20 protein-coding genes, 1 tRNA gene and 1 pseudogene are annotated in these 23,997 nt (G+C 41.6%); 13 read left to right on the plus strand and 9 right to left on the minus strand.

Annotated elements, in window-relative coordinates; translation table 11 throughout:
* Positions 1-189: 189 nt before the first annotated feature.
* Positions 190-1,830, plus strand: a complete 1,641-nt coding sequence (locus tag CDG76_RS31665; RefSeq protein WP_442946400.1) for a metallophosphoesterase — start codon at positions 190-192, stop codon at positions 1,828-1,830.
* A gap of 366 nt (positions 1,831-2,196) precedes the next feature.
* Here CDG76_RS31665 and CDG76_RS31670 read toward each other — a convergent pair whose 3' ends face one another.
* Complete coding sequence (locus tag CDG76_RS31670) at positions 2,197-3,129, minus strand: serine hydrolase (protein ID WP_094352802.1); 933 nt, start codon at positions 3,127-3,129, stop codon at positions 2,197-2,199.
* Positions 3,130-3,138: 9 nt separating this feature from the next.
* Between CDG76_RS31670 and CDG76_RS31675 the strand changes: the two genes are divergently transcribed.
* The 3 genes from CDG76_RS31675 (at position 3,139) to CDG76_RS31685 (ending at position 6,299) form a co-directional block, all read left to right on the plus strand.
* Positions 3,139-3,843 carry a C40 family peptidase gene (locus tag CDG76_RS31675; RefSeq protein WP_094352803.1) on the plus strand — a complete coding sequence of 235 codons (705 nt, stop codon included), beginning with the start codon at positions 3,139-3,141 and terminating at the stop codon, positions 3,841-3,843.
* Positions 3,844-3,857: 14 nt separating this feature from the next.
* Entirely contained in the window at positions 3,858-4,871 is a 1,014-nt protein-coding gene (locus CDG76_RS31680; RefSeq protein WP_094352804.1) for a glycosyltransferase family 2 protein, read from the plus strand.
* Between the two features lie 153 nt (positions 4,872-5,024).
* Positions 5,025-6,299, plus strand: a complete 1,275-nt coding sequence (locus CDG76_RS31685; protein ID WP_094352805.1) for an MFS transporter — start codon at positions 5,025-5,027, stop codon at positions 6,297-6,299.
* A gap of 40 nt (positions 6,300-6,339) precedes the next feature.
* Here the strand turns inward: CDG76_RS31685 and CDG76_RS31690 are convergent.
* Positions 6,340-6,413, minus strand: a tRNA-Arg gene (locus CDG76_RS31690).
* Positions 6,414-6,447: 34 nt separating this feature from the next.
* Here CDG76_RS31690 and moaC point away from each other — a divergent pair.
* Both moaC and CDG76_RS38785 read left to right on the plus strand, forming a co-directional pair.
* Entirely contained in the window at positions 6,448-6,957 is a 510-nt protein-coding gene (gene moaC / locus CDG76_RS31695) for a cyclic pyranopterin monophosphate synthase MoaC (RefSeq protein ID WP_094352806.1), read from the plus strand.
* Positions 6,958-6,976: 19 nt separating this feature from the next.
* Positions 6,977-7,084, plus strand: a pseudogene (locus CDG76_RS38785) (serine hydrolase); the annotation flags it as partial.
* Positions 7,085-7,199: 115 nt separating this feature from the next.
* Here CDG76_RS38785 and CDG76_RS31700 read toward each other — a convergent pair.
* On the minus strand, positions 7,200-7,892 hold the full coding sequence (locus CDG76_RS31700; RefSeq protein WP_094352807.1) for a Uma2 family endonuclease: 693 nt from the start codon (positions 7,890-7,892) through the stop codon (positions 7,200-7,202).
* 124 nt (positions 7,893-8,016) lie between these two features.
* Between CDG76_RS31700 and CDG76_RS31705 the strand changes: the two genes are divergently transcribed.
* The 3 genes from CDG76_RS31705 (at position 8,017) to CDG76_RS31715 (ending at position 9,197) form a co-directional block, all read left to right on the plus strand.
* Complete coding sequence (locus tag CDG76_RS31705; RefSeq protein ID WP_094352808.1) at positions 8,017-8,274, plus strand: hypothetical protein; 258 nt, start codon at positions 8,017-8,019, stop codon at positions 8,272-8,274.
* A 119-nt stretch (positions 8,275-8,393) separates the two neighbouring features.
* The gene (locus tag CDG76_RS31710; RefSeq protein ID WP_094352809.1) at positions 8,394-8,702 is read left to right on the plus strand and encodes a DUF3181 family protein; all 309 of its coding nucleotides are present in this window, start codon (positions 8,394-8,396) and stop codon (positions 8,700-8,702) included.
* Positions 8,703-8,981: 279 nt separating this feature from the next.
* Positions 8,982-9,197: an acetyltransferase gene (locus CDG76_RS31715; protein WP_094352810.1), complete on the plus strand. Its 216-nt coding sequence runs from the start codon at positions 8,982-8,984 to the stop codon at positions 9,195-9,197.
* An 86-nt stretch (positions 9,198-9,283) separates the two neighbouring features.
* Here the strand turns inward: CDG76_RS31715 and CDG76_RS31720 are convergent, their stop codons facing one another.
* Positions 9,284-9,766 (minus strand): ABA4-like family protein, encoded by a 483-nt coding sequence (locus tag CDG76_RS31720; protein WP_094352811.1) that lies wholly within the window; start codon positions 9,764-9,766, stop codon positions 9,284-9,286.
* 285 nt (positions 9,767-10,051) lie between these two features.
* On the minus strand, positions 10,052-11,092 hold the full coding sequence (cobW, locus tag CDG76_RS31725; protein ID WP_094352812.1) for a cobalamin biosynthesis protein CobW: 1,041 nt from the start codon (positions 11,090-11,092) through the stop codon (positions 10,052-10,054).
* Positions 11,093-11,199: 107 nt separating this feature from the next.
* On the opposite strand from cobW, the gene CDG76_RS31730 reads away from it, so the two are divergent.
* Complete coding sequence (locus CDG76_RS31730; protein WP_094352813.1) at positions 11,200-12,435, plus strand: tetratricopeptide repeat protein; 1,236 nt, start codon at positions 11,200-11,202, stop codon at positions 12,433-12,435.
* Positions 12,436-12,609: 174 nt separating this feature from the next.
* Here CDG76_RS31730 and CDG76_RS31735 read toward each other — a convergent pair whose 3' ends face one another.
* On the minus strand, positions 12,610-13,794 hold the full coding sequence (locus tag CDG76_RS31735) for an acyl-CoA dehydrogenase family protein (RefSeq protein ID WP_094352814.1): 1,185 nt from the start codon (positions 13,792-13,794) through the stop codon (positions 12,610-12,612).
* A 758-nt stretch (positions 13,795-14,552) separates the two neighbouring features.
* On the opposite strand from CDG76_RS31735, the gene CDG76_RS31740 reads away from it, so the two are divergent.
* Entirely contained in the window at positions 14,553-16,187 is a 1,635-nt protein-coding gene (locus tag CDG76_RS31740) for an iron uptake porin (RefSeq protein WP_223265474.1), read from the plus strand.
* 333 nt (positions 16,188-16,520) lie between these two features.
* On the opposite strand, the gene CDG76_RS31745 is transcribed toward CDG76_RS31740, so the two are convergent.
* The 3 genes from CDG76_RS31745 to sfnG form a co-directional block, all read right to left on the minus strand.
* Positions 16,521-17,573, minus strand: coding sequence for a hypothetical protein (locus tag CDG76_RS31745; protein WP_094352815.1), 1,053 nt, complete (start codon positions 17,571-17,573; stop codon positions 16,521-16,523).
* Positions 17,574-17,666: 93 nt separating this feature from the next.
* Entirely contained in the window at positions 17,667-18,875 is a 1,209-nt protein-coding gene (locus tag CDG76_RS31750) for an SfnB family sulfur acquisition oxidoreductase (protein ID WP_094352816.1), read from the minus strand.
* A gap of 154 nt (positions 18,876-19,029) precedes the next feature.
* Positions 19,030-20,127, minus strand: coding sequence for a dimethylsulfone monooxygenase SfnG (gene sfnG, locus CDG76_RS31755; RefSeq protein WP_094352817.1), 1,098 nt, complete (start codon positions 20,125-20,127; stop codon positions 19,030-19,032).
* 571 nt (positions 20,128-20,698) lie between these two features.
* Between sfnG and CDG76_RS31760 the strand changes: the two genes are divergently transcribed.
* Positions 20,699-21,748 (plus strand): LLM class flavin-dependent oxidoreductase, encoded by a 1,050-nt coding sequence (locus CDG76_RS31760; protein WP_094352818.1) that lies wholly within the window; start codon positions 20,699-20,701, stop codon positions 21,746-21,748.
* Positions 21,749-21,771: 23 nt separating this feature from the next.
* Positions 21,772-23,790: a LysR family transcriptional regulator gene (locus CDG76_RS31765; protein ID WP_094352819.1), complete on the plus strand. Its 2,019-nt coding sequence runs from the start codon at positions 21,772-21,774 to the stop codon at positions 23,788-23,790.
* Positions 23,791-23,997 lie beyond the last annotated feature (207 nt).

Raw genomic sequence — 23,997 nt, forward strand, 5'->3', positions numbered from 1 at the left:
GGATTAGGGGCAGGGAGACAAAGCATAGCTTTGGCGGGGTGGGGTTCTTCAGATTTAATAAGTAATCTAGCGGATATGATATTACTCATGCTCAGACGCTTACGCAGCCGAAAAATTTCCTCAGTAGCGATGCTTGTGCTTGTTATATGCTTTACTCTGGTAGGTGTGCGTTCATTTGGGCAAACAATTATGACATCAGCACCCCAATTACTCACCGACCCATTTTTGCAATTGCCAACAGCAACTTCAGTGCAAGTAGTTTGGTTTACTGAATTTGCTGGTGTTAATCACACAGTAACCTACGGCGAAAATCTCAAACAAACTGCTAGGGCAAGTACTACCAAACTCAGTCGCACACGTGAAGACCAACAATCAAGAGTTGCAAACCAAACCCAAGACGGACAAGTTTATCAAAAGCCCGTCCAACGGGACATTTGGCGACATGAGGCTGAGGTAACTGGCTTAACTCCTGGTGTGCGGGTTAACTATCGTGTCACGAGTGTGCAAGAAGAAGGCAAAAGTGTTGACAGTGATGTTTTCAGCCTTGCAGCTACTCCCAAATCAGATACACCACTAAAAATTCTACTTACTTCGGATCATCAATTAAAGCCGATGACAGCGGCAAATCTGCAAAAGGTGGTAGAAACAGTGGGGCGAGTTGATGGCGTGTGGTTTGCCGGTGATTTGGTCAATGTTAGCGATCGCGCCTCAGAATGGTTTGATGATAATGTTGGTGGTGCTTTGTTTCCTGGTTTACAAGGTCGTGCTAAATATGAAATGACGCACGACGGTGTTAAGACAACCTACACTGGTGGACAAATAATTCAACACGCACCCATGTTTACTTGCATTGGCAATCATGAGGTGATGGGGCGCTTTGCCAGGACGGGAAGTTTAAATGATGAATTTGATGATACAATCCCCCGTGTCGTTGCTCAAAAAATTTACCCAGATAAATCTTTAATCGATAATTCTTTTAATACTAATACTTACGAAGAGATTTTCTCTTTACCAAAAAGTAAAGAGGGTGGAAAAAGATATTATGCAGTTAGTTTTGGTGATACGCGTTTGGTGGTACTGTACGCTACAAATATGTGGCGGACTCCCAACTTAGATAGAAAGCGTAGGGGTAGATATCTAGAAGCTGAAAAGGATTTAAATAATCCTGAAAATTGGGGTTATGGACAGGTAATTTATGAGCCAATTGCTAAAGGCAGCAAGCAATATAATTGGCTAGAGTTGGAACTTAACAGCCCTGAGTTTCAACAAGCAAAATACAAAGTTGTGATGTTCCATCACCCACCCCATACTTTGGGTGATAATATAGTTCCTGCTTATACAGAACCAGTACAGATAATTGAACGGGATAGCAACAATATCAAAGCAGTGCGTTACGAGTATCCCAAAGACGCAGATTATATTATCCGCGATGTTGTCCCAATACTTGAAGCGGCTAACGTGCAATTGGTATTCTATGGGCATTCCCATTTGTGGAACCGCTTTGTTAGTCCAAGTGGAATGCACTTTCTGGAAACATCTAATGTAGGTAATACTTACGGCGCTGCTTGGGGTGATAGAAAGCGAGAAGTACCAATTGGATATCAAGAGGATTATGTTAAGCTTGGCGATCCCAATGGGTTAGAACCGATAGTGCCAACAATTGCCCCCTTGCTGGGTGAAGATGGCAAGCCGATGCCTTATATTGCGAGTAATGATATTACAGCTTTTAGTATCTTTGATACGGGAACAGGTACGATAAGCAGTTATCGTTTTGATACTCGCAAGCCTGATTCGGAAGTCTTGAAGTTTGACGAATTTAAGTTGAAATAGTCTTATAAGAGAAATCTAGGTTACGCATTGAAAACCTGAAATTTCGTTCGCGTAGCGCACTCCCCCTTAAAAAGGTTTGTCATTACATTAGTATCATTTGTTAAGTCTTGCACTTGGTTCTTATTCCCGCCTCGGAATAAATTCCAAGGCGGGATATCGGGTGAGCGCAATACTTTGACTGTTACAAAAATATGGATAACACAAGTAAACAAAGGGGGGATCTCTTCTGCGTCATTCCTGAGATTATAAGACCAATACGCTTGGGTTAAGCATTTTTTTCTTCTCTCTGTTCCCTCTGTGCCTCTGCGGTTCGTTAAAAAATTTGACTTTGATAAAAAGTTTTAGCCTTAACTGAACCGTATTGGATTATAGACTGCTAATCGCTTCGGCAACTAGTTTAGAAACAAAGGGTAAAATATCCCGACTCTTAGCCTGCGCTTTACCTTCAGTAAATACCACTAAGAGGTAAGGGCGCTGTTCTGGTAACTCAATATACGCCGCATCATGGTGAACTTGACTTGTCCAACCTGCCTTTGACCAAATTTGAGCATTTTTAGGGAGTCCACCGCCTAAAAAACCTGTTACCTGATCTTCGTCTCTGTCAGTAGGCAAATCGTTGAGAGGACGTTTGAGTAAAGCCATCATTGTTTGCGATCGCGCACTTGAAACCGCCACTCCACCTACAATACTATGCAGTAACCTAGCGATCGCATTTGTGGTCAACATATTACGATTTTCCAGTAACTCTCCCACAAACGCCCGTTCTCGTCCATAAGGGCCATCACTCCAAGTTTTTTGACAGACGTTAATCGTCTCCATTTCTTCCCAACCCAAAGATTGGTAATAGCGGTTAATAATATTACGCTGATATTTCCAGGTTTCAAAGGGCCCGGTTGGTAATTGTGGCCCTGATGTGGTGCCACTCAAAATATCCACAACCAAGCTGGTAGCATCGTTACTAGAATCGACAATCATATCCCGCAAAGCTCGCTCCAACTCCTTGGAGGTTTGACTCATGCCTTTTTCTAGCCATTCGTTTACCGCCACCAAGTAAAATAGCTTGACTACACTAGCAGGATAAATCCGCTCAACACCCCGATAAGTGAAACCACGAACTGGGTGATCCCAAAAAGCGTTGGGAGTCAGCGCCCCACCAGTATTTACTCGCACTGGTGGATCGTATACAACCCAAGTCAAGGCAATTTGGTTACGTGCTAAGGTCGGAAATGCTGCCCAAGTTGCATCTAAAATGCCATTACCAAGATTTTCCAGCTGCTCGTCTTTATTAAAAAAAATCATTCTCTAATAATGTCCTTTAATCTAAAATCACAAATCCAAAATCCACAATCAGGGGAGTATCAGTGTTTAGCTGATCTGAATTTATATGATTCTCCTGAATGTACGCGTTTAGCAACTCAAGCTGCATCTGGGAGACATTTGTGGGTAACATCAAATCATCAAAATTCGGCGCTTGAGGTGTATTTATGTGAAGATGACTATCCGGGATGGGTATCTGTTTCAGATTTTGATTCATTACAATCTGCTACTGTACCTTATCAGGCTGCAACATTTTCTGAATCGGAGATTAAAAAACTCCTAGCAGAGATTATCGCCTTTACCCAAAAAGCGATGCAACAATCAAATTATTACCTTTGGGGTGGTACGGTTGGGCCAAATTATGACTGTTCTGGGTTAATGCAGGCGGCGTTTGCTTCGGTGGGTATTTGGCTACCTAGAGATGCCTATCAACAGGAAGGATTCACTCAACCAATTACAATTGCAGAATTAGCAGCCGGGGATCTGGTATTTTTTGGAACTAGCCAAAAAGCCACCCATGTCGGGCTTTATTTGGCGGATGGTTATTATATCCATAGTTCTGGGAAAGAGCAGGGACGGAATGGGATCGGCATTGATATTCTCTCGGAACAGGGAGATGCGGTTAGTCAGTCGTACTATCAGCAGCTGCGAGGTGCTGGTAGAGTTTTTAAGAGTTACGAACCACAGAGACGCTGAGGGCGCTGAAACTTATGAGGAGTGAGTTGATTTCCGAAAGGAGTAGTGAGGAAAATGGGGCGATTTCAGCAATTGTCCCAGATGTTTCGGTGGTAGTACCAATACATGACGAGGTGGAGAGTTTGCCACTTTTACTAGAAGCGATCGCCTCTACTTTATCTTCTAGTCAGGTAAATTATGAAATCATTTGTGTGGATGATGGTTCTACAGATGGTTCTGGGGATTTTCTCAAAGAACAGGCGCAAATCCGCACTGATTTAAAAGCGGTGATTTTGCGTCGCAACTACGGACAAACTGCGGCGATGGCTGCTGGATTTTATTATGCAGTCGGTAAAGCGATCGTAACTTTAGATGCCGATCTCCAGAACGATCCGGCTGATATCCCCATGTTATTGGCAAAGCTGGATGATGGTTACGATTTGGTGAGTGGTTGGCGGCAAAAACGCCAAGATGGTGCCGTAAATCGATTACTTCCTTCCAAAATTGCCAATTGGCTAATTCGCCGTACCACTAGCGTGAATATTCATGACTATGGCTGTTCGCTGAAAGCCTATCGTGCAGAACTTTTGGCAGATATGAACCTCTACGGGGAATTACACCGATTTTTACCCGCTTTGGCGTACATCGAAGGAGCTAGAATTACCGAAATACCTGTACGTCATCACGCCCGCCGCTTTGGTCGTAGTAAATATGGAATTTGGCGGACATTCCGGGTATTGATGGATTTGTTAACCATTCTGTTTATGAAAAAATTCCTCACCCGCCCGATGCACGTTTTTGGGCTGTTGGGCTTGATTTCAATGTTTTCGGGCACTGCAATCGGAATTTACTTAACTTTCGTCAAATTAGCTTTAGGTGAGATGATTGGCAATCGCCCCTTGCTGATTTTAGCAGTTCTGCTGCTACTAACGGGAGTGCAGCTGTTTTGCTTCGGACTTTTAGCAGAATTGCTCATGCGTACATACCACGAATCCCAAGGACGGCCTATCTATCGCGTGCGAGAGGTGGTAGCAAAAAATGTTAAGTAACGTAACAATAGTAGTCATTGGTCATTAGTCATTGGTCATTGGTCATTAGTCATTAGCAAATAATTAAGAGTAAATATTGGTTGACTCTAGACAAAGGACAAAGGACAAAGGACAAATGACAAATGACAAAAAACTAGTTAAATTGCATCTACCTTGAAAGCATTTAATACCTTTGACGCCCAACTGCGGCACAACCTGCTGATTTTATTTACAGCAGGTTTATTATTCTGGTCCAGCCTGTCTTCGCTCTTGCCAACTCTACCGCTTTACATCGATGATGTGGGCGCAAGCAAGCAAGAAATTGGTCTTGTTATGGGCAGTTTCGCTATTGGGTTATTGCTATCTCGCCCAATGCTGGGACGGTTAGCCGATGAACGTGGTCGCAAAATTACCTTATTGATTGGTACGATCGTAGCTGCGATCGCACCCTTTGGTTATTTGGCAACCCAATCTCTTGGGTTATTAATCCTGGTGCGGATTTTTCACGGCATTAGTGTTGCCGCTTTTACTACTGGCTACAGTGCCTTAGTCGCAGATTTCGCTCCAGCTGAAACTCGTGGTGAAATCATTGGGTATATGACCTTAGCAACTCCCCTTGGTTTAGCAATTGGCCCTGCTTTGGGTGGGTATTTAGAAGCTACAAGTGGTTACGGGATATTATTTCTCTTATCCGCCGAACTGGGTTTTGTTGCGCTTTTAGGGATTTTACAAGTTACGAATCCACCAGTGCAAACGCATGAACAGACAGAGGGAGAGGATGTCTACGACGAGCTACGCCTACGCAACTTTTGGCAAATTTTGGGCAGTCCACGGGTGAGAGTTCCAACTATAGTTATGTTGCTGGTTGGTTTGTCTGTCGGTGCTGTACATACCTTTGTGTCGTTGTTCCTCAAATCCACTGAGGTGGACTTCAACGGCGGACTGTTTTTTACAGCTGCGGCAATTTCTAGTTTTAGTATCAGGGTGTTTGCTGGTAAAGCAAGCGATCGCTTCGGGCGGGGTTTGTTTATTACCTTTGGGATTTTTTGCTACGTTTTGGCGTTAATACTGCTGTGGCAGGCTTACAGCCCGATGGTTTTCTTACTGGCTGCGATCGCTGAAGGTGCTGGTGGTGGTACACTGATCTCGATGATGATTACGATGATGGCAGACCGTTCACTGCCGCAAGAACGGGGGAAAATTTTTGCTATATGTATAGCTGGACTCGATTTGGGAATTGCGATCGCTGCTCCTATTTTGGGTATTATCGCAGAACTTGTAGGCTACCGCGATATGTTTGGCTACGGTGCTGCGATGACTTCTCTAGCACTTGTCCTCTTCCTCACCCATTCGAGCAAAAACCTATCCAACTCACTGCGCTTTGCACTAGGTCTAGTTCCAGATGCCTACGCCTTGAAAAACTTAAAAGTTAGGAGTGATGAAATTTAATTCATCACTCCTAACTTTCAACTCTTAACTTTTTAATAAACGGGCGAGGAGGGATTCGAACCCCCGACACCGTGGTCCGTAGCCACGTGCTCTAGTCCACTGAGCTACACGCCCTCACCGACAATCTATATTAACACGTTCTAACCAAATGGCGCAAGATAATTTTCCAGCTAATTTTGCCAACTTAACCCATCTAGATCCCCAAGGACAGGCACAGATGGTGGATGTGTCTGATAAAGCACCCACCATTCGCCAAGCAGTAGCAGCTGCCAATGTGCGAATGCTGCCAGCCACCTTCGCTGCCATTCAAGCCGGAAATGTCCCAAAAGGGGATGTGTTGGCAACTGCAAGATTGGCTGGAATTATGGCAGCCAAGCAAACAGCCACTTTAATTCCTCTGTGTCATCCGTTGCCTTTGCAAAAAATCGCAGTCGAAATCACACCCGATCCCCAACTACCGGGTTATCAAATTCAAGCCACAGTCAAAACCAAAGCTGAAACCGGTGTAGAGATGGAAGCCTTAACTGCCGTTTCTGTAGCTGCTTTGACTTTATACGACATGGCAAAAGCTTTAGAAAAGTCGATTCAAATTGAATCAATTCGTTTAATAAGTAAGAGTGGCGGTAAATCTGGAGATTATTCGCCGCCAGAGCAATAAGCTACTCTATCCCGGATTTCTCACGCATAGTGTAGGCGGAGTGGCGGTTTCAAGTGCGCGATCGCAAACAATGATGGCTTTACTCAAACGTCCTCTCAACGATTTGCCTACTGACAGAGACGAAGATCNGACAATCTCCCATAACTGGGGAGTGTGGGGGGTAAGACTTCTTCCCCATCCTCCCACACCTCCCACACCTCCCCACCCCTTGGATTTCTCACTGCCTCATCCCCACTCCCCAGTTATGGGAGATTGTCAGGATCAATGCCGAGATTACGCAAATATGCTGCTAACTGTTCAGCGCGTTGGCGTTCTTGTTCAGCACGTTGACGTTCTTGTTCTACCAATAACTCAGCCTGTTCAGCCCGTTGATTGAGTTCCAGGGAATTCAAAAATCTCTGTCCATCTGGACGGTAAATTACTAACTCTCCAAGCCCAGTTTGAAATCTAATTCCTAAGTGGGGACTGATCCAACTATCCATTTGCCATAGCTTATTCAAATGGTTGTTTTGCCGCAACCAGCCATCTAGTTGAAAACTTTCAGGGTCGTATAAATAGTATTCTTCAACACCATAGGTATCGTAAAACTCCAGCTTACGCTCCATCTCCTTGGTATCATTACTATAAGAAAGAATCTCAAAGACTACTTGCGGCGGGATATTGTCTTCTTGCCACTGACGATAGGAACGACGTTTTCCCTTTGATCTACCGAAGACAACCATCACATCAGGTGCAGTCGGTGTAATCAGCCGAGAACGGACAGGATACCACAGCAAATCTCCTGCAATCAAAACATTGTCATTATTAGCAAACAGAATCTCTAAATTCTCCTTAATCAGGACAATCCAACGATATTGCTCTGTATTGTCTGCCATTGGTTTGCCGTCGCTATCTGGATAGAGGAGATCGGGGTCTATTTGCTCAAAGATAGTCATAGGTTTTAACCCAGCTGTGCTTGACTTCCAATTCAATTATGACTGGTTCTAGAAGTCTAATCGCAACGACTGCACTAAAAACCTTAGAATGAGTAGGGTGTATTTAAATCTGTAACAAATATTTATGCCTCCTCGTTGGCCTCGCAAACCCGATCGCAAAGACCCTGATTACCGCAAGATTGATGACCGGATGAATTTTGCCGTCCATGTAGCGATCGCTGCTACTATAAATTCTGGCTTATGGTTTTTTCACATCTTGAAAACCACTACCTGGGACTGGCTGCCCTTGTTTACTGCAAGTTGGACAGGAATAGTATTAGTGCATCTGATTTACATTAGTGCGATCGCTAATTACAACGAAACTCCGCCTAAATCCACCTGAAGACGGATTGCTGATGCTGGGGCGATTGTAACCTGTGGTAGTAGAATCAGCCTATTAATTGAGCGATAATGTAAAAAAGCCTGAGATTTCGCACTCTTTCTCAATTTAGGGTTATTTTTATGGCAAAGACTAACACCACAGAACTACTGGAAGCCCTAGCAGCTGAAATTGGCGAAAATGTCTACATAGACATTGCCAAATGGCATCTTTATTTATCTAATGCCAAACTGCACACCCTTGTTGCTGAACAGTTGTATCCCTTAATTACTTCCAACAATGTAAGTGAAGATCAAGTTTTAAAAGTCTTGAAATCAATTACAGTAAAAATTGGTGGCGGTAGAAGTGAACTTCCTTTAATTGATTTACTGCCACTGCAATGCCAAGTAACATTAGTTGATATTTTAGAAAAATATCAACGCGAAATCTAATCTCTATAACCAAGATTATTTGAATTAGACAATTTTCTCGGTCAGCATTCCCCGATTAGATTTGAAATGCTGAATTGAAGATTAATTTGTGGTGTCAATTTTATAAAGATAAAAATCACAGAGACACATAGATGAATTTTGTGTAATTTATGTGTTCATATCTGGTAAAAATTTCCTTTAACAATTAAGGAATCTCGACCTTCTAAATTGGTTGAGACGAGAATGAGTTTATCTTAAACTTGCTCTTAACTTTCATGCAAATTTATTGAGGCAATTTCTATGCTTTTACAAGTCAAAGATTCTGGCGAATTGGTAAAAATTGTTGAAATTCAGGAATTAATTGACCCGAATACTGATGTTGTTCAGGCAAAAGATCAAGAAGGTCAAGAAGAACAGCAACCTGAAACTTTCAAAAAACAAAATCTTGTTTTTCCTTCAGGTGAAGTTCTACCACGCTGCTGGTTAGATGCTAACTATAGACACGACAACGGTTAATGATTTTAAAATGAGATAATTGGTAATGGAAGTAAACTATTAGCAATTATCAATAGCAGGGGGCGCACATCTGTACGCCCCTATTGCTATGTGCCAGTTGATGGTACTTCTTGTTCTGCTAATGTCGCCTTTTCATTCTGCTGAAACTTTGGGAAAAATTTCTTAGTAATCCAGTCAGTCAAGATGTGAGACAGCAATCCCAACGGCCCAGCGAACAAAGATAAAGCCAGAGAGTGAATTGTCCAAACACCTGTTTTCTGTCCTTCCCAATAAATCCAGCGACCGACGAATAAATCCATCACTAAAAAATGAATCCAACCTGTTGCCGCAGCTGTTTCGTCTGTAAAAAATCGCGCAATATCAGCTAATTGAGGATTCGATAAAGCTTGAGCATTTTCTGGGGTAATGCTGTTGATAAACAAATATAAATATGTTCCTGCTAACAGCACAAAAGGTAAATATGATGACATTATCCACCGTGTGACTTTCCAGTTGGGCAATAAAATCATCAACGCCCAAAATGGCAATACGAAAATGTTGGCAACGTTAAATAGTTGAGATATCGTCATGTTTATCTAAAGTGAAGAATTTTCAGTTATTATTGTTTTTTGTTTTGAATTAACTAGTTATTCATAATATCATGTCCGCATAATTAGTTATGATTCCCACAGTCATTGCACCCCACCCCTTAATCCCCTCCCCGCTTGCGGGGAGGGGAGACAAAGCGTAGCTTTGGCGGGGGTGGGGTTCTTCGGGTTTAATAAGCAATCAAGCGGATATCATATTATTCATAACTCGTAACTCTCAGGAAATAAATCCCCGAATTCTCAAATAATTGGGGGATCTGGATATACTTATAAAGCTACAAGTTGTGATTCGATTTCAGAAGAATTCAAATCACGACCGATGAAAACTAAGCGTGTTTGCCTAGCTTCTTCTGGTTTCCAGGGGCGATCGTAAAATTTATCAAATCGAGTTCCCACGCCTTGCATCACTAAGCGCATAGATTTATTAGGCACTGCGACAAAGCCTTTAATCCGGTAAATTTCTTGTTGTTGTACCAATGTTAGCAACTGCTGTTGCAGCTTTTCGGGGTCAAAGGTACGATCCAAAATTAAATTAGCTGAAGTAATTTCTTCGTCGTGATTGTGGTCTTCTTCGGTATCGTGATGACTGGGACGAGAATCTAAATTGTCTTCAACTGCGGCTTGGAATCCTAATAATATAGATGCGTCTAGTTGAGAACGGTCACTCTCGACAATTTTCACCACTCTGGGCAACTCTTGCTTAATCAATTCCTCAACTCTGGCTTTTGTCTCGGCATCTACCAAGTCAATTTTATTTAACACCACCAAGTCTGCACAAGCAAGTTGGTCTTCAAACAGTTCTTGCAAGGGTGTTTCGTGTTCTAGATTATCATCTGCTTGGCGCTGGGCTGCGATCGCCTCTGGATCGCTAGCAAATGTCCCCGCTGCTACCGCCGCACAATCTACCACGGTAATCACCGCATCCACAGTGGCGGCATTGCGAATTTCTTGCCAGCGAAAAGCCTTCACCAGCGGTTTTGGTAAGGCTAAACCAGAGGTTTCAATCAAAATGCAGTCGATGCTATCTCGGCGCTTAATTAACTCTTGCATCATCGGGTAAAACTCTTCCTGCACGGTGCAGCATAAGCAGCCGTTGGTTAATTCAAAGATATTAGTGTCGCCCTCACCATCTTCCGGGCAAATTTGACAAGATTTTAATAATTCGCCATCAATACCGAGTTCGCCAAATTCATTGACTACAACGGCAATCCGCCGTCCTTCGTTGTTTTGTAGCAGGTGGCGAATTAGGCTGGTTTTTCCACTACCTAAGAAGCCTGTGATTACTGTGACAGGAATTTTCGTAGCCATATTTTTGCCTGATTTACCCAGTATGGTAAGTTTTACGGGTTACAAACTTAAATACTGAGATTAAGCTTGGTTTGAAGATTGACTTAGTTATTTTAAGCTGAAAGTCTATGGTAAACCTGAAAATATTCCCGTTATTGTTGAGTTTAGGTTTGGCTTTAATTCCTCAAATCAGTGCGGCACAAACGGTAGAGGAGTTGGAACAAAAAGCAACATCTGCCGAAGAAGTGAAAAATTATGAAGAAGCCGCTAATATTTGGCGGAGTTTGATTGAGCGGGATGCCAAAAATAGCTCTGCTTACACCAAGCTGGCAGATATCCTATCTAACCAAGGCAAGATTGCAGAGACGATCGCTGCTTATCGCCAAGCGTTGCAATTAAATCCCAGTGCCGATATTTACATCAATTTAGGTAATTTTCTCGCAAAAAAGGGACGACCCACAGAAGCGATCGCCGCTTTCCGTCAAGCTATCAAACTTGAGCCTGGCAGTAAGGCGTATTACTACTACATTTTAGCTTCACAGCTAATGGAAATTGGTAATACACAGGAAGCACTCTTAACTTACCGTGAAGCACTTAAACTTCAGCCGGATGCAGAGAATTACAACAATTTAGGTGATATCTTGCGTAAATTAGGCAAACGAGAAGAAGCGATCGCTGCTCACCGCGAGGCCTTGAAAATTGATCCCAAGAGTTATCTGGCTTACTACTATCTGGGTGAAATACTGGAATATAAAGAAGCCGTTGCTATCTATCATCAAGCAAGTAAAAATGACTCCACAAATGAAGTCTATTATGAGCGTTTGGCATCACTTTCATTAGAGCGTGGCTTCGTCAATGAAGCGATCGCTGCTTACCGCCAACTAATTAAAATTAAACCTGAGACTTCAACATATATACAACTGGCCGATATCTTGATGAAACAAGAAAAACCAGAAGAAGCGATCGCTCTTTACCGTCAAGCTGCTGCCAAAGAACCTACGGATTATTATTACAGTAACTTGAGTCAAGCACTAGCTCAACAGGAGAATCTAGATGAAGCTCTGGGAATTTGCCAAAAGGTGGTAAAAACTGGTGAAGGCAGTTATGACACTTGCTCCAATATAAATTTGCCACTTTACAAGCAAAAAGGCTTTACTGCTGTCATGGCTTTTTATCAGCCGCTAGCGAATATGATTCCACGTCGCAAAATGGCTGAACTTTACATCAAACTTGGCCGAGAGATTTCCTATGATGAAGGCGATAGCTCAAAACAAGAGGCCACAGCAGTTTTTCGGCAAGCATTAAAAATAGATCCAGAAAACGCGGATGCTCAAGACGCTCTCAAAACCTTAATCGCTGAATAAAGGATTTCTAACAAATAAATTAGGCGTTGCTGAATTATAGGATGATTTCGCCCAGAGAAATAGCGCTCACGCCGAAGTCTTGGTGAAATAATCGATACAACTCAATACCAAAATCCTAATGTAGAGACGCGATTTATCGCGTCTTGATTTATCGCGTCTCGAAAGACCAATTATCTATGAATAAAAGTTAGGTTTTGGCAGTTCATCATTTAACGCCCAATTTCCGATCTCTTGAATTTTGTAATCTACCGGATCGTGGAGAGTGAACGTGCGAAGATTACGCCAATAGCGATCAAAGCCGTACTTTGCCGTAGTAGCACGTGCGCCCATAACTTCAAAAATGCGGTTGGTAATGTCTAAACCGACTTTAGTCGCTGCAACTTTGGCAGTAGCGACGCAAAGCGCACATTCCCCACGTTGTTCGGCGGTGAGTAACCATTCTTTTTCCCAAGCCGCTTGTAGTAATTCTCCTGCTTGCTCAGTCAAGCTCTTAGCTGCTTGGAGTTCAACCCATATTTTGCCATAGTGCTGGAGGATGTGAGGATCTTGGGTTGCACTTTCTATACCTGATGTCAGCCAAGGTTTTGTATTAGTTGCGGTATATGTTTTAGCAGCTTCAAATGCTCCTTGGGCAATTCCCAAGTAGATATTAGCAAGATTCAATTGAGTTAAGCAGGCACGAATAGTGTTAAAGGGTTGACTGGGTTTGTCTCTACTACCAAGAATTTCGTCAGGGTATACCAACACATTCTCAAAAGTAACACTACCACTGTCTGTTTGACGTTGCCCGATATTATCCCAATCATCATGAACAGTAACGCCTTGCCGTTGAGTAGGAATTATCAAAATATTCAATTCACCAGTTTCTTGATGAATGGCAGCGATCGGCAATATATCTGAGTCTTGAGAGCCAGAGCAAAAGCTTTTAATCCCATTCAGACGGAAATAATCATTTTCTGGTGTCAGAGTAGCTCTTTTATCTAAAGGGTTGAGGGCATTGCACCAAAACCAATTATTGTGAATAGTTTCTGAGTAATATCGCTGTTTTTGCTCTGCCGAACCAAAGATATGCGGAATTACTACACCTAGATGATGGTAAGAAAAGACGTGAGCAATGGAACTATCAACCTTAGCAAACTCGCGGGTAATTTGCAGAACGGTAATCCAGCTTTGCCCTAAACCACCGTACTCTGTGGGTACGATTAGTTTCAGCAAGTTACTTTGGCGCAAGCGATCGCGTTCATGCTTTGGTGTTCCCCCTTTAGCATCGCGTTCTACAGCAGTCTGGGCAAATTCCTGTGCTAAAGACTTAGCTAGATCAAGATAATTTTGAGACTCTTTCGTTTCGATTAATTGCATACTTTACCACTTCTCCTACTAACCTTATTATGAGAAGTAACTATAAAATTGGCTGAAAAAACTTTGGGTTTAAAATAGTTTTGCAAAGCTACTCTACCATAAAATTAGTATTGCACATACTAACTAATAAAGCAACCTAAAATAAAACAAATCTTGCTAAATTATATAAGTTTTTAGTGCAACGTAAAAAACATATTATCGAGAAGAAAGTAGAATAAAATTTTGAAAATAAAATTTATCGTCTACTTGTATTTCTAAAATATATAGGAATCCGGTTTGAATTTTGAAAACATACTGAGACTTAAATGCATATCCAGCAAGGATTTATCTCTAAAATCCGTTCAAAAATCAAATAGGAGTCCTATATATGCAATATTATTAATTCAAAGGCGAAAATCTACTTAAACTTGATAGTTATATAGTAGCTTGCAGTTAATTGCCGATAAAATCAGATTATTCTGTAAAAGTGCAATATTTTACAGATAGATATTTTCTTGGCAAATAGATTAGCTTGTCCAAGGACTCTATTTGCGTGAAAGTAAGTCTTTTCTACACTGAAATATGCAGATAAAAATACCAGAAATTAACTGATATATCTGGTTATATCTCGAAGTGTAGCAATATTAGTAAAAAATTTAGAGCGTTAACTTAATTTAACATTATCAGGGCTAGTCATGATTTTTTAGCTTGACAAGTCACTGAAATGTCTGATGGCTTTCACTAAATTTTTCAAACCAAAAATATGAGGAGTGGTGGAAATGTTCAATCGTTCATTTCATAATTTATTCATAGAATCGATGGTTTTGGGGGCTGATGTGCTAGCTAGCACATCAGCCCATGCTGAAGATAGGAATTTAGTGGCTGGGACTGCCAATTTTGCCGACAATTCCTCGGTAACAACCATCGCCCAAACCCCTAAAATTCCTGCAATCAATAGTGATGCAAATGTCCAACAGATAAACAGGATGTCTCAGGTAACATCTGTATCTCAGTTTTCAGATGTGCAGCCAACTGATTGGGCTTTTCAAGCACTCCAGTCTTTAGTTGAGCGCTATGGATGTATTGCAGGCTATCCAAATAGTACTTATCGGGGAAACCGCGCCATCACTCGCTATGAATTTGCAGCAGGCTTAAATGCTTGTTTATCTCGGATCAACGAGTTAATTGCAACAGCTACATCTGACTTAGTTACCAAACAAGACTTAATTACCCTACAAAGACTGCAAGAAGAATTTACTACTGAACTAGCAACTTTACGGGGTCGCGTTGATAATTTAGAAGCTAGGACTGCGGAACTAGAAGCAAATCAGTTTTCCACAACTACAAAGCTTTCTGCGGAAGCTATTTTTGTGATTACGAATGCCTTCCAAGGCACAGTTAACGGTGATAACACTGTTTTTCAAGATAGAGTTCGCCTCGTTTTCAAAACTAGCTTTACAGGTAAAGACACTCTAAATACTCGTCTAAGTACCGGAAATACTACTATTTTGCAACTTCCTGGTGGTTCAGCCGAAGGTTTGCAAACCTTCAATCTTGCTCCTAGTAACAACAGCCTATCTGTAGATTGGCTCTCTTACTATTTCGCAGTTGGCAACAAAATAGATGCTTATATAGGAGCCGTAAACGGAGTATTTTTTGATTTTGTTCCGACCCTGAGTCCTTATCTGGAAAGTGCCACAGGCGGCGGTCGCGCTTTGACAGAATTTGCTTCCTCTAGTCCTATCTACCGGATTGGTGGTGGTGCCGGTGGGGGATTCAACTATCGACTCAGTGACCAATTGGTATTCAGCTTGGCTTACTTAGCAGGAGATCATGCCAATCCTCAGCCAGACAGCGGTTTTTTTAATGGTCAATATAGCGCATTTGGACAAATAGCATGGAACCCCAACAATAACTCTGGCATTGGTTTGACATACATAAATGCCTACCAAAATCGAGGAGCAATATTTGACCTGGGTAGTGGTTTTACACTGGTCGGAACAGAACAAGCCAATACTCCATTTGAGCGGATGATTACCAACTCCTACGGAGTCGAAGCTTTCTATAAATTTAGTCCTCGATTTGCAGTCAATGGGTTCTTTGGCTACACTAACGCCAAGAATCTGGCAGGTAGTGGTAGTGCAGATATTTGGTACTATGCTTTAGGATTGGCATTCCCAGATTTAGGTAAACAAGGCAATCTTGGTGGTGTTCTTGTGGGTGCAGAACCTTATCGGGGTGGTAATCCTGAACCTGCAAACGATTTATCCTTACACATTGAAGGCTTTTACAAGTATCAGCTTACAGATAACATTGCCATCACCCCTGGCGTAATTTGGATTACAGCTCCTGCTCAAAACAATGACAATCAGGATGCAGTAATTGGCACTGTCAGGACAACCTTCACCTTTTGAATCATCTCAGCAACGTTATCCCTCTGATGTCATTCTGGGAGGAGAAAAATAAATGTAGGTTGGGTGAAACGTTCGCGTAGCGTCCCGTAGGGAAGTGAAACCCAACAATACCACACTCTTTGGATGTTGGGTTACTCTTCTCCTGTCGGAGACGCTACGCGTAGCTTGCTTCCACGAAGTGGTACGAGAAGCCCCTTCTCTACGAGACGCTCCGCGAACGGGTCTACGTGCCTCAACCCAACCTACTAGCTAATGCATAATTCGTAATTGAATTCTTAACTACGAATTACGAATTACGAATTACGAATTACGAATTACGAATTACGAATTATCTTAACGCCCTTCACGATTCAAGCTCAGGGGTTGCTGTTCTTCAACTAGTGGCGGTACATCCTGCCAAAGGCTAATTCCGTCGTATAATCCTGGTGCCATTAAGAATACTTGAACCCAAAGGATATTAAACCACCAGTAAAGCCCTTGGATAATGTTTTCCTGACCTATTAGGGATACTGTAACTAGGTAGAATAAAACCGAAATTATTAAACTAGCAACAGATGCAACTATGCCTTTTGTAGGCTGTGATAGCTCCGTGAAAGGCCACATATTGAATTGCCAAACAAATCCTAAACCAACAGTTGTCCAAATAGCTGCAAAGGTTGGCCCTGTCGTTGTTGTAAACAAATCCAGTCCTAGTTGTTTGAGGAACAATTCTGTAATCAGAGTGAGCAACAAAATAATACCTGTATGTAGTAACCCCAAACGTGGCATTCCTAGTTCCAATTTGTTTAAAGGCCAACGTTCAAAGAAACTACCGAATACTGTTGAACAAGGATACCAATACCAAGGAATGTAAAACGGTTGAAGTCCCCACATTTGCGGCAAAAAGGTGAGGGCAGGGGCAATAAAGAAGATGGCAAAAAAGATATTGATAAAGCCGCTTACTGGATGCCAGTTGCGTACTTCGTCAGTGGTGACAATCGTGTTGTCAAAGAAGAATAAACTGGTGGCGGCGGCAATAATTGCTGTTTGTCCCCACAAACCAACAGGTGTATCAGTAAGAACTTGTTTTGCAGAGATGATTTTCCAAACTTCTCCAGTTATGTAAACTAGCGCGAATAGCACTATTAAATTTACTGTTCCTCGTCCAAATCGGCTAGGAGAAAAGCGAGAACCTGGATAGCCGTTGAGGGAAAAACCTAGATGCCACCACCAGACAAAGCATATCGTGATGTAAGTCAACTTTGTGCCCACATTCAGCTGAATGATTTGACCAAATATGAGTTCAAAAATATAGCTAATGACAGCAATTATAGCAATGAAAAGCAGTCCCTTAAATGGCTGGCTTTTCCAAATGCTCCGCCTCTGGCTTGGGTTTGCAACGCTCATCGTATCAACTTAAATAATATTGGATTTATCAGGGGTAAAGCATTCTGGAAAATGTTAATTCTGAAAGCTTCACCCCAGTAGAAAATGCTGCAATTACAACCAAGGATGGCGCGGGGGATAGACACCATTGAGGAAGTAGTTACCAACAGCGTAGTACTTCCAACGCACGGGATCGTGGAGTGTGTGAGCGCGGGCATTTCGCCAGTGGCGATTATAGTTGAATTCCTCTAATGTGGACTTAGTACCTGCTAGTTCAAACAATTTGTTGGTAGCTAGTAATGCTGCTTCGGTGGCTAAGGCTTTGGCTTCAGCAACTGCAATTGATGCTTCAACTACCTTGGGTTCTTCTAAGCCTGACTCGTTGGCGATGTCAAGAAATTCGCCTGCACGACGCAGCAATGCTTCAGAAGCGTGAACCTGAATTTGGACATTGCCTAAGTTGTACAGTGTCAGCGGATCTTCGTAGCCTTTTTCTAAATTGCTATCAACCCAAGGGCGGGTATATTTACGGACAAAGTGGATGGTGTCACGGACTGCGGCTTTAGCAATTCCCACGTCTACGGCGGCTTGGATGATTTGCGCGATCGCACCCATTGGTGTTGCCCTCTCAAAGGCTAAGTAGTGCGGAATCACGTGTTCTGCCTTGACTTTCACATTTTCAATAATGGTAGTGCCGCTAGCAGTGGTACGCTGTCCGAAGCTCGTCCAGTCATCGAGTAGGGTTAGTCCTTCGGCATCTCTTTCGACAAATGCCACTACTGTCTTACCATCTGGATTACTGGCAATGACGGGAACCCAATGTGCCAGTAGTGCCCCAGCAGAGTAATATTTGCGTCCGTTGAGTACGAAGTCAGATCCATCTGGTGTTAATTTTGTCTGCACATCATTGACAGACTTAGTGCCAATTTCCGAAAAGGCGTTGCCAAAGCGCTTGCCTTGTAGAGCTAAATCAAAGAAGAACTTCTTCTGCTCATCTGTACCATCCAACCGGACTGCTTCCACCATGTAAAGGTGGTTTTGAGGAATTTGACCGAGGCTAGAGTCGGCTTCGGAGATGATTTTAACTACTTCTGCCAGGGTGGCACTTGATACAAAAGCACCGCCATACTCTTTCGGGACTGTAATCCCCCACAATCCACTCTGGGAGAACTTTTCGACTTCCTCAGCAGGTAAACGCCGAGTTTGATCGCGCTCTGAGTCTCCCTTGGCAAACTCCGCTGCTAATTCGTGAGCGATCGCGATCGCTTCTTTGTCATCCCGAATAATATGCGCCTTCTGGTCAGTATTAATTACTGATGTCATGGTAAAACTCCTTGATTGTGATTGAGTGACTCATAATCGCCACTACTATGAGACAGCCTTTGAATTTTTCTTAGTGCCACTCGGATATAGCTGTTATCTACAACAGTTTCAATCCACAAAACACGCTCTTACAGAGTATGTTGCTGTTAATCTTCTACACTCCAACCAACTCATCAGCTGTCCGACGATTAGATTTAAGTTCGCGCACAATTGGTATTACTGTCTTACCAAATGCTGGCAAATCATCCGTGTAGTGTAAAAAGCCACCAAGAATTAGATCGACTCCCACTGCATGGAACTGGCGAATCTTGTCAGCTACTTGTTCAGCCGTACCAATCAAGCCCGATCGGAAGCCATCGTTATACTGCACCAAGTCTTCAAAATTGGAATTCGCCCACATTCCCTGACCTTCACGAGTAGAAGATCCCGCTTGTTTCACGGCTTCGCCAAATCCTTTCACAGCTTCTACATCAGCTTGGGCAATAATATCGCGCAATACTTCATGGGCTTCTGCTTCTGTATCTCGCACGATGATAAAGGAATTCAAACCAAACTTAATTGTGCGTCCTTCTTGACGAGCTAATTCAGACACCTCTGCAATCTGCTCTTTCACGCCTTCTATGGTATTGCCATTCATGAAATACCAATCAGAGACGCGGCCAGCCATGCGCCGTGCAGCCTTGGAGTTACCACCTTGGAATATCTCCGGGTGGGGATTCTGATTAATTGGTTTAGGCTTCACCCAACCGCCGTTAATGCGGTAAAAGTCGCCCTTAAAGTGAAACTCATCCTCAGTCCACAAACCTTTGAGAACACGGATAAATTCTTCTGAACGACGATAGCGTTCATCATGGTCTAACCAATGTTCACCATATATAGTGAATTCATCTTTGAACCAACCGCTAACTACATTCAGAGCAAACCGGCCGTTAGAGAGAAAATCAATGCTGGCACCCATTTTGGCAACTACTCCCGGATGCCACAATCCAGGGTGAACTGCTGCAATCAATTTCAATTTCTTGGTGACAGGAGCCAGAGCCGAAACAGTTGTAAGTGCCTCTAGCTGGTACTCAGCACCATAGCTAGCGATAAATCTGGCTTGTGCTAGAGCATATTCAAATCCAACTTCTTCAGCCGTCTGAGCTAGTTGAGCATTATATTCGTAAGTCCAATCTGTGCGTTGGGGAATTTTACTAACAACTAACCCACCGCTGACGTTAGGAATCCAGTACGCGAACTTAATATCTACCATAATTGTGCGTTTGTAATTGAAATTGCTTGTTTATTTGTCTAAGTTTGCAAGTGAAGCAACAAAATCTAATTTGTCATCACTAACAAATCAGCTAAAACTTGATAGGGCAAAATTTTAGTCAAAATCAAAAGCTTGAGAGTGGCTGCAAACTACTTTGAGTTTACAAGTAGACAATTCTCTGATGGCAATAATATACCATAACTCGACTGTGCTACCGTAGTTTTTAATGAATCAGACTTTATCACAACAATTTTTCTGATGTTGTGACTCGATATACTTAAATTCCATTTCCATATTCCATTTTGGAATACTGCCCAATTTTCTTGAGTATTTAATTCTTTTTTATACTTGCTGGTTATTATCCTGATTCAGTCAGAGCAATCAGGAATCAGGACTCGACAAAGTATCGACACTATTCCATATCGTGATAAATGAATGCTTCTCATCTGTCATCTGCAACTATACACAGCAGAAATAAATGTGGTAGTGTGAACTACTAAATCACGGTAAAAAGATGTAGTTACCGTAGTTTAGCTAATGCCTCGTAAAAAAAAGCACAGGAAAAACATTTATGCCACTTCAGTTTGGAATTTGGTCGCCGGTCTGTGGTGGATGGTTGCGGGTTGTCAACCATGAGGCTAATTTCTCCACACAAGATTTGGTAAAGCTGGCAGTTCAGGCAGACGAGTTAGGTTATGACTTCTATTACATTCCTGAACATTACTTAAATGCAGTTCATGGGCCTAACTATAATGTCGCTGACGCTTGGATTACGGCAGCTTTAGCAAGTTTGAATACCAGAAATATCAAGATTGTTGCGGCTGTACAACCTGGTTTTAAACTGCCTGCGGTGGTTGCCAATTTGAGTGCAAACATTCAAAATCAGCTTAGTAACGGCAGATTTGCTCTCAGTGGTATTGCAGGTTGGTGGAAATTAGAAGTAGAAAGCTATGGAGATATCTGGCTACCCCACAGCGATCGCTACGCACGATTAGAAGAGTATATTGAGGTAATTAAGGGGCTGTGGACAGTAGAAGGCTTTAATTATGTTGGCAAATACTACACCATTAAGGGTGGTATTCTCGCAGATCAGCCGACACCAATACCACCTATTTTCATTGCTGGTGAATCAGACAGGGCGATTAACCTAGCGGCTCGTCAGGGAGATTATCTATTTATCAATGCTGATGATCCAGAAAAAACGGCAGCATTGGTGCAGAAAGTGAAAAGATTGGCTAGCGATCGCTACGGGCGTCAGATTAAAGTAGCAATGAGTGCGTTTGCGATGGTTCGTGAACATACCGCCCAAGCCCAAGCCAGATTAGAAGCGATTTATCGTTCTGCCGATCAGGAGCAGATTAAGTACTTTCAAGAGCAAATCGATCCGAATGTAGTTGCCCACAACAAACTAGATATCAGTCAAACCATTGAAGCCAATCTCGGTTTATCTGCTCAATTGGTTGGCGATCGCTATACTGTTATTCAACGTCTAAAAGAATACGAAGCCGTTGGCGTTGACTTAATAGTACTGAAATTTGAATCTATGTTGGAAGATACTATTCGCTTCCACAAACTAGTTATTTCCGAATATAGACAGCAGAGTAGCTTAATTACAAAGTAATTAAAAATCTTGCCTTACCTAGCATGAATAAGATTAAACTCGAAGATATTACCCTAAATCACCTCAAAATCTTAAAAGCAGTAGATGACTGTGGTAGCTTCTCTAAAGCAGCACAAAAACTAGGTTATAGTCAAGCACTAATTAGTAAAAAAGTCAAACAAATAGAGGATTGTTTCGGAGTAATTCTCCTAAATCGCTCCCCTGGCTTTATCTGCTTGACTAATAAAGGCAAGAAATTAATTTCCCAGACACTTAATGTCGTAGAAACTGTAGAAAATCTGCAAGAAGAATTTCAGGCAACGTTTAGCGCTGAAGGCGAAGATTTGATATTGGGGGCTACTAGTTTAATTTTAGAAGTCTGGATCAAACAATATTTGCAGCGATTTCAGCTTTGTTTTCCAGGTAGAAATCTTAAAGAGATTGCGGTTAAAAATAGCAGATTTTTTTCCAATTCTCAACTCATAGAAATGGATCTTCTGCTCAACAGTTGCCCTGGATACAAAGAAGAACACCACTGCACGAGATTAAAAACTCATAAAATGCTGTTGGTTTCCTTTGGGGCAAGTAAATATCTCAATGAGCATAGCTTAGTTAAAATAAATGATATTGATCTGGCTGATGTTGTGCTTTTAGATGAGGTTCATCAGGAACTATCTAAAAATGAATTTTTGATGAACAAATTAAGCGGTGTACAAGTGCTACAAAGTTATCAAGATGTACTAAACTACGCCGAAAAAAATCAAAAGCTAACGATTTTACCTGACTTTTGTCAAGCTGATATCATATCTCAATACCAAGTCCTAACTTTTCCGATTCAAGATATTAATGAATATGGAATTTATCTTCATGTTCCTCGCTTTAGTGAATTGTTAATATCCGCAGAGAGTTTGGTAAGAAGTTTTAGACTAGATGCGGATAACTTAGAAAGTTTGCCCAACGTAAATCTATTTTTAGGTAGCTGTTCTCCCAAAGAAGAAAATGTTCTGAGGATAGGTATTCAGAGAGATTCCATAGGACAGTTTATTGCTGGATATGGAACTAAGTATATTTCTGATTTACAGAGAGCATCATCACTTGAACAGGCTATTTTCAAAAATATTGAAATTAATCGAGATTTTGAGTTACAAATTTTGCCCTTTGCTTCTGGGGAACAAATGAACCGACAGATGAAACGAGGAGAACTAGATATTTGTATTTTAGATGATATATCTCTCTTGAATAATGGTAGCCAATTCTTTGATGATTTAAGTTTTGGTTCTAAATTAATTGGGATGGCTTCGTATAATCTTTTGGGTCAAGATATAAATATTGTTTTGCATAAAGATTCTTCTATAAATACTATCCAGGATCTCAAAGGTAAACGAATTTCCACCTTATTTGGTTCAAATGCCCATAGGTTCATCATTACTCTTTTTGACCTCTATGATATGGATGTTAGTAAAGATTGCAGATTAGTGAATGAAGATCCTCGTAGAGCAAGTAAGAGTTTGGCAAATAAAACTATAGATGCTTACGTATGTTGTCACACTTTTGCCTCAATTTTAGAAGCTTATGCTTTTGTGAAAAAGCTGCCTCTATCTCAAACAATTAGTTTAAGAATTCCATCAATCAGAGGAATTGTTTGTCGTTCACAGTTCATTAAAGAAAACCCTAAAATTATAGTTGCTTATTTACATGATTTAGTAGTCGCTAACTATTGGTTTAATTCATCTCCAATCAAGGCAGCAGATTTATTAACTAAAGTGATTGATGTGAGAACAACTCAAGTCAATCAGTTTTTTAATCCTGTATTTGGAAACCGCATCGATCCGACTCTCAAACCTCAATGGTCTTGGTTACTGAAAACTTTAAATCGCAGGTTGGAAGGAAAATATGGTATTTCACTATTTGATGTAGATTTCTGGATAGATGATTATTTTTTAAGACTTGTCTACAATTTGTTGAATCTAGATTATCACTTTCATCAAGTTTCTTTTGCAAGTGAATTTTCTAGTAGCTATTTTGTTGAAGAACAGTTTAGCCGACACATAAAAGTTCTGTAATGATTTAGCTCGGAGTAGTTATACCAATTAAAAATTAAAAATTCAGAAAGCTAAATTTTATCTAAACCTCGTCTACCTTGAGAACCGTAGTTTTGTAGGTTGGGTGCAGCGATAGCGTAACCCAACATAAAATTTGGTGGTAATCTTGGGTTGCGTTTCACTCCACCCAACCTACATAAATATATCTTTTAAAAAACTCTAGGTTTC

This window comes from Nostoc sp. 'Peltigera membranacea cyanobiont' 210A, from assembly GCF_002246015.1.
Classification (GTDB): Bacteria; Cyanobacteriota; Cyanobacteriia; order Cyanobacteriales; family Nostocaceae; genus Nostoc.

Excerpts from the sequence above, each read along its gene's own strand:
- CDG76_RS31665 (WP_442946400.1), top strand. The coding sequence starts at position 190 with ATGACATCAGCACCCCAATTACTCACCGACCCATTTTTGCAATTGCCA.
- CDG76_RS31670 (WP_094352802.1), bottom strand. The coding sequence starts at position 3,129 with ATGATTTTTTTTAATAAAGACGAGCAGCTGGAAAATCTTGGTAATGGC.
- CDG76_RS31675 (WP_094352803.1), top strand. The coding sequence starts at position 3,139 with ATGTCCTTTAATCTAAAATCACAAATCCAAAATCCACAATCAGGGGAG.
- CDG76_RS31680 (WP_094352804.1), top strand. The coding sequence starts at position 3,858 with ATGAGGAGTGAGTTGATTTCCGAAAGGAGTAGTGAGGAAAATGGGGCG.
- moaC (WP_094352806.1), top strand. The coding sequence starts at position 6,448 with ATGGCGCAAGATAATTTTCCAGCTAATTTTGCCAACTTAACCCATCTA.
- CDG76_RS31700 (WP_094352807.1), bottom strand. The coding sequence starts at position 7,892 with ATGACTATCTTTGAGCAAATAGACCCCGATCTCCTCTATCCAGATAGC.
- CDG76_RS31705 (WP_094352808.1), top strand. The coding sequence starts at position 8,017 with ATGCCTCCTCGTTGGCCTCGCAAACCCGATCGCAAAGACCCTGATTAC.
- CDG76_RS31710 (WP_094352809.1), top strand. The coding sequence starts at position 8,394 with ATGGCAAAGACTAACACCACAGAACTACTGGAAGCCCTAGCAGCTGAA.
- CDG76_RS31715 (WP_094352810.1), top strand. The coding sequence starts at position 8,982 with ATGCTTTTACAAGTCAAAGATTCTGGCGAATTGGTAAAAATTGTTGAA.
- CDG76_RS31720 (WP_094352811.1), bottom strand. The coding sequence starts at position 9,766 with ATGACGATATCTCAACTATTTAACGTTGCCAACATTTTCGTATTGCCA.
- cobW (WP_094352812.1), bottom strand. The coding sequence starts at position 11,092 with ATGGCTACGAAAATTCCTGTCACAGTAATCACAGGCTTCTTAGGTAGT.
- CDG76_RS31730 (WP_094352813.1), top strand. The coding sequence starts at position 11,200 with ATGGTAAACCTGAAAATATTCCCGTTATTGTTGAGTTTAGGTTTGGCT.
- CDG76_RS31735 (WP_094352814.1), bottom strand. The coding sequence starts at position 13,794 with ATGCAATTAATCGAAACGAAAGAGTCTCAAAATTATCTTGATCTAGCT.
- CDG76_RS31740 (WP_223265474.1), top strand. The coding sequence starts at position 14,553 with ATGTTCAATCGTTCATTTCATAATTTATTCATAGAATCGATGGTTTTG.
- CDG76_RS31745 (WP_094352815.1), bottom strand. The coding sequence starts at position 17,573 with ATGAGCGTTGCAAACCCAAGCCAGAGGCGGAGCATTTGGAAAAGCCAG.
- CDG76_RS31750 (WP_094352816.1), bottom strand. The coding sequence starts at position 18,875 with ATGACATCAGTAATTAATACTGACCAGAAGGCGCATATTATTCGGGAT.
- sfnG (WP_094352817.1), bottom strand. The coding sequence starts at position 20,127 with ATGGTAGATATTAAGTTCGCGTACTGGATTCCTAACGTCAGCGGTGGG.
- CDG76_RS31760 (WP_094352818.1), top strand. The coding sequence starts at position 20,699 with ATGCCACTTCAGTTTGGAATTTGGTCGCCGGTCTGTGGTGGATGGTTG.
- CDG76_RS31765 (WP_094352819.1), top strand. The coding sequence starts at position 21,772 with ATGAATAAGATTAAACTCGAAGATATTACCCTAAATCACCTCAAAATC.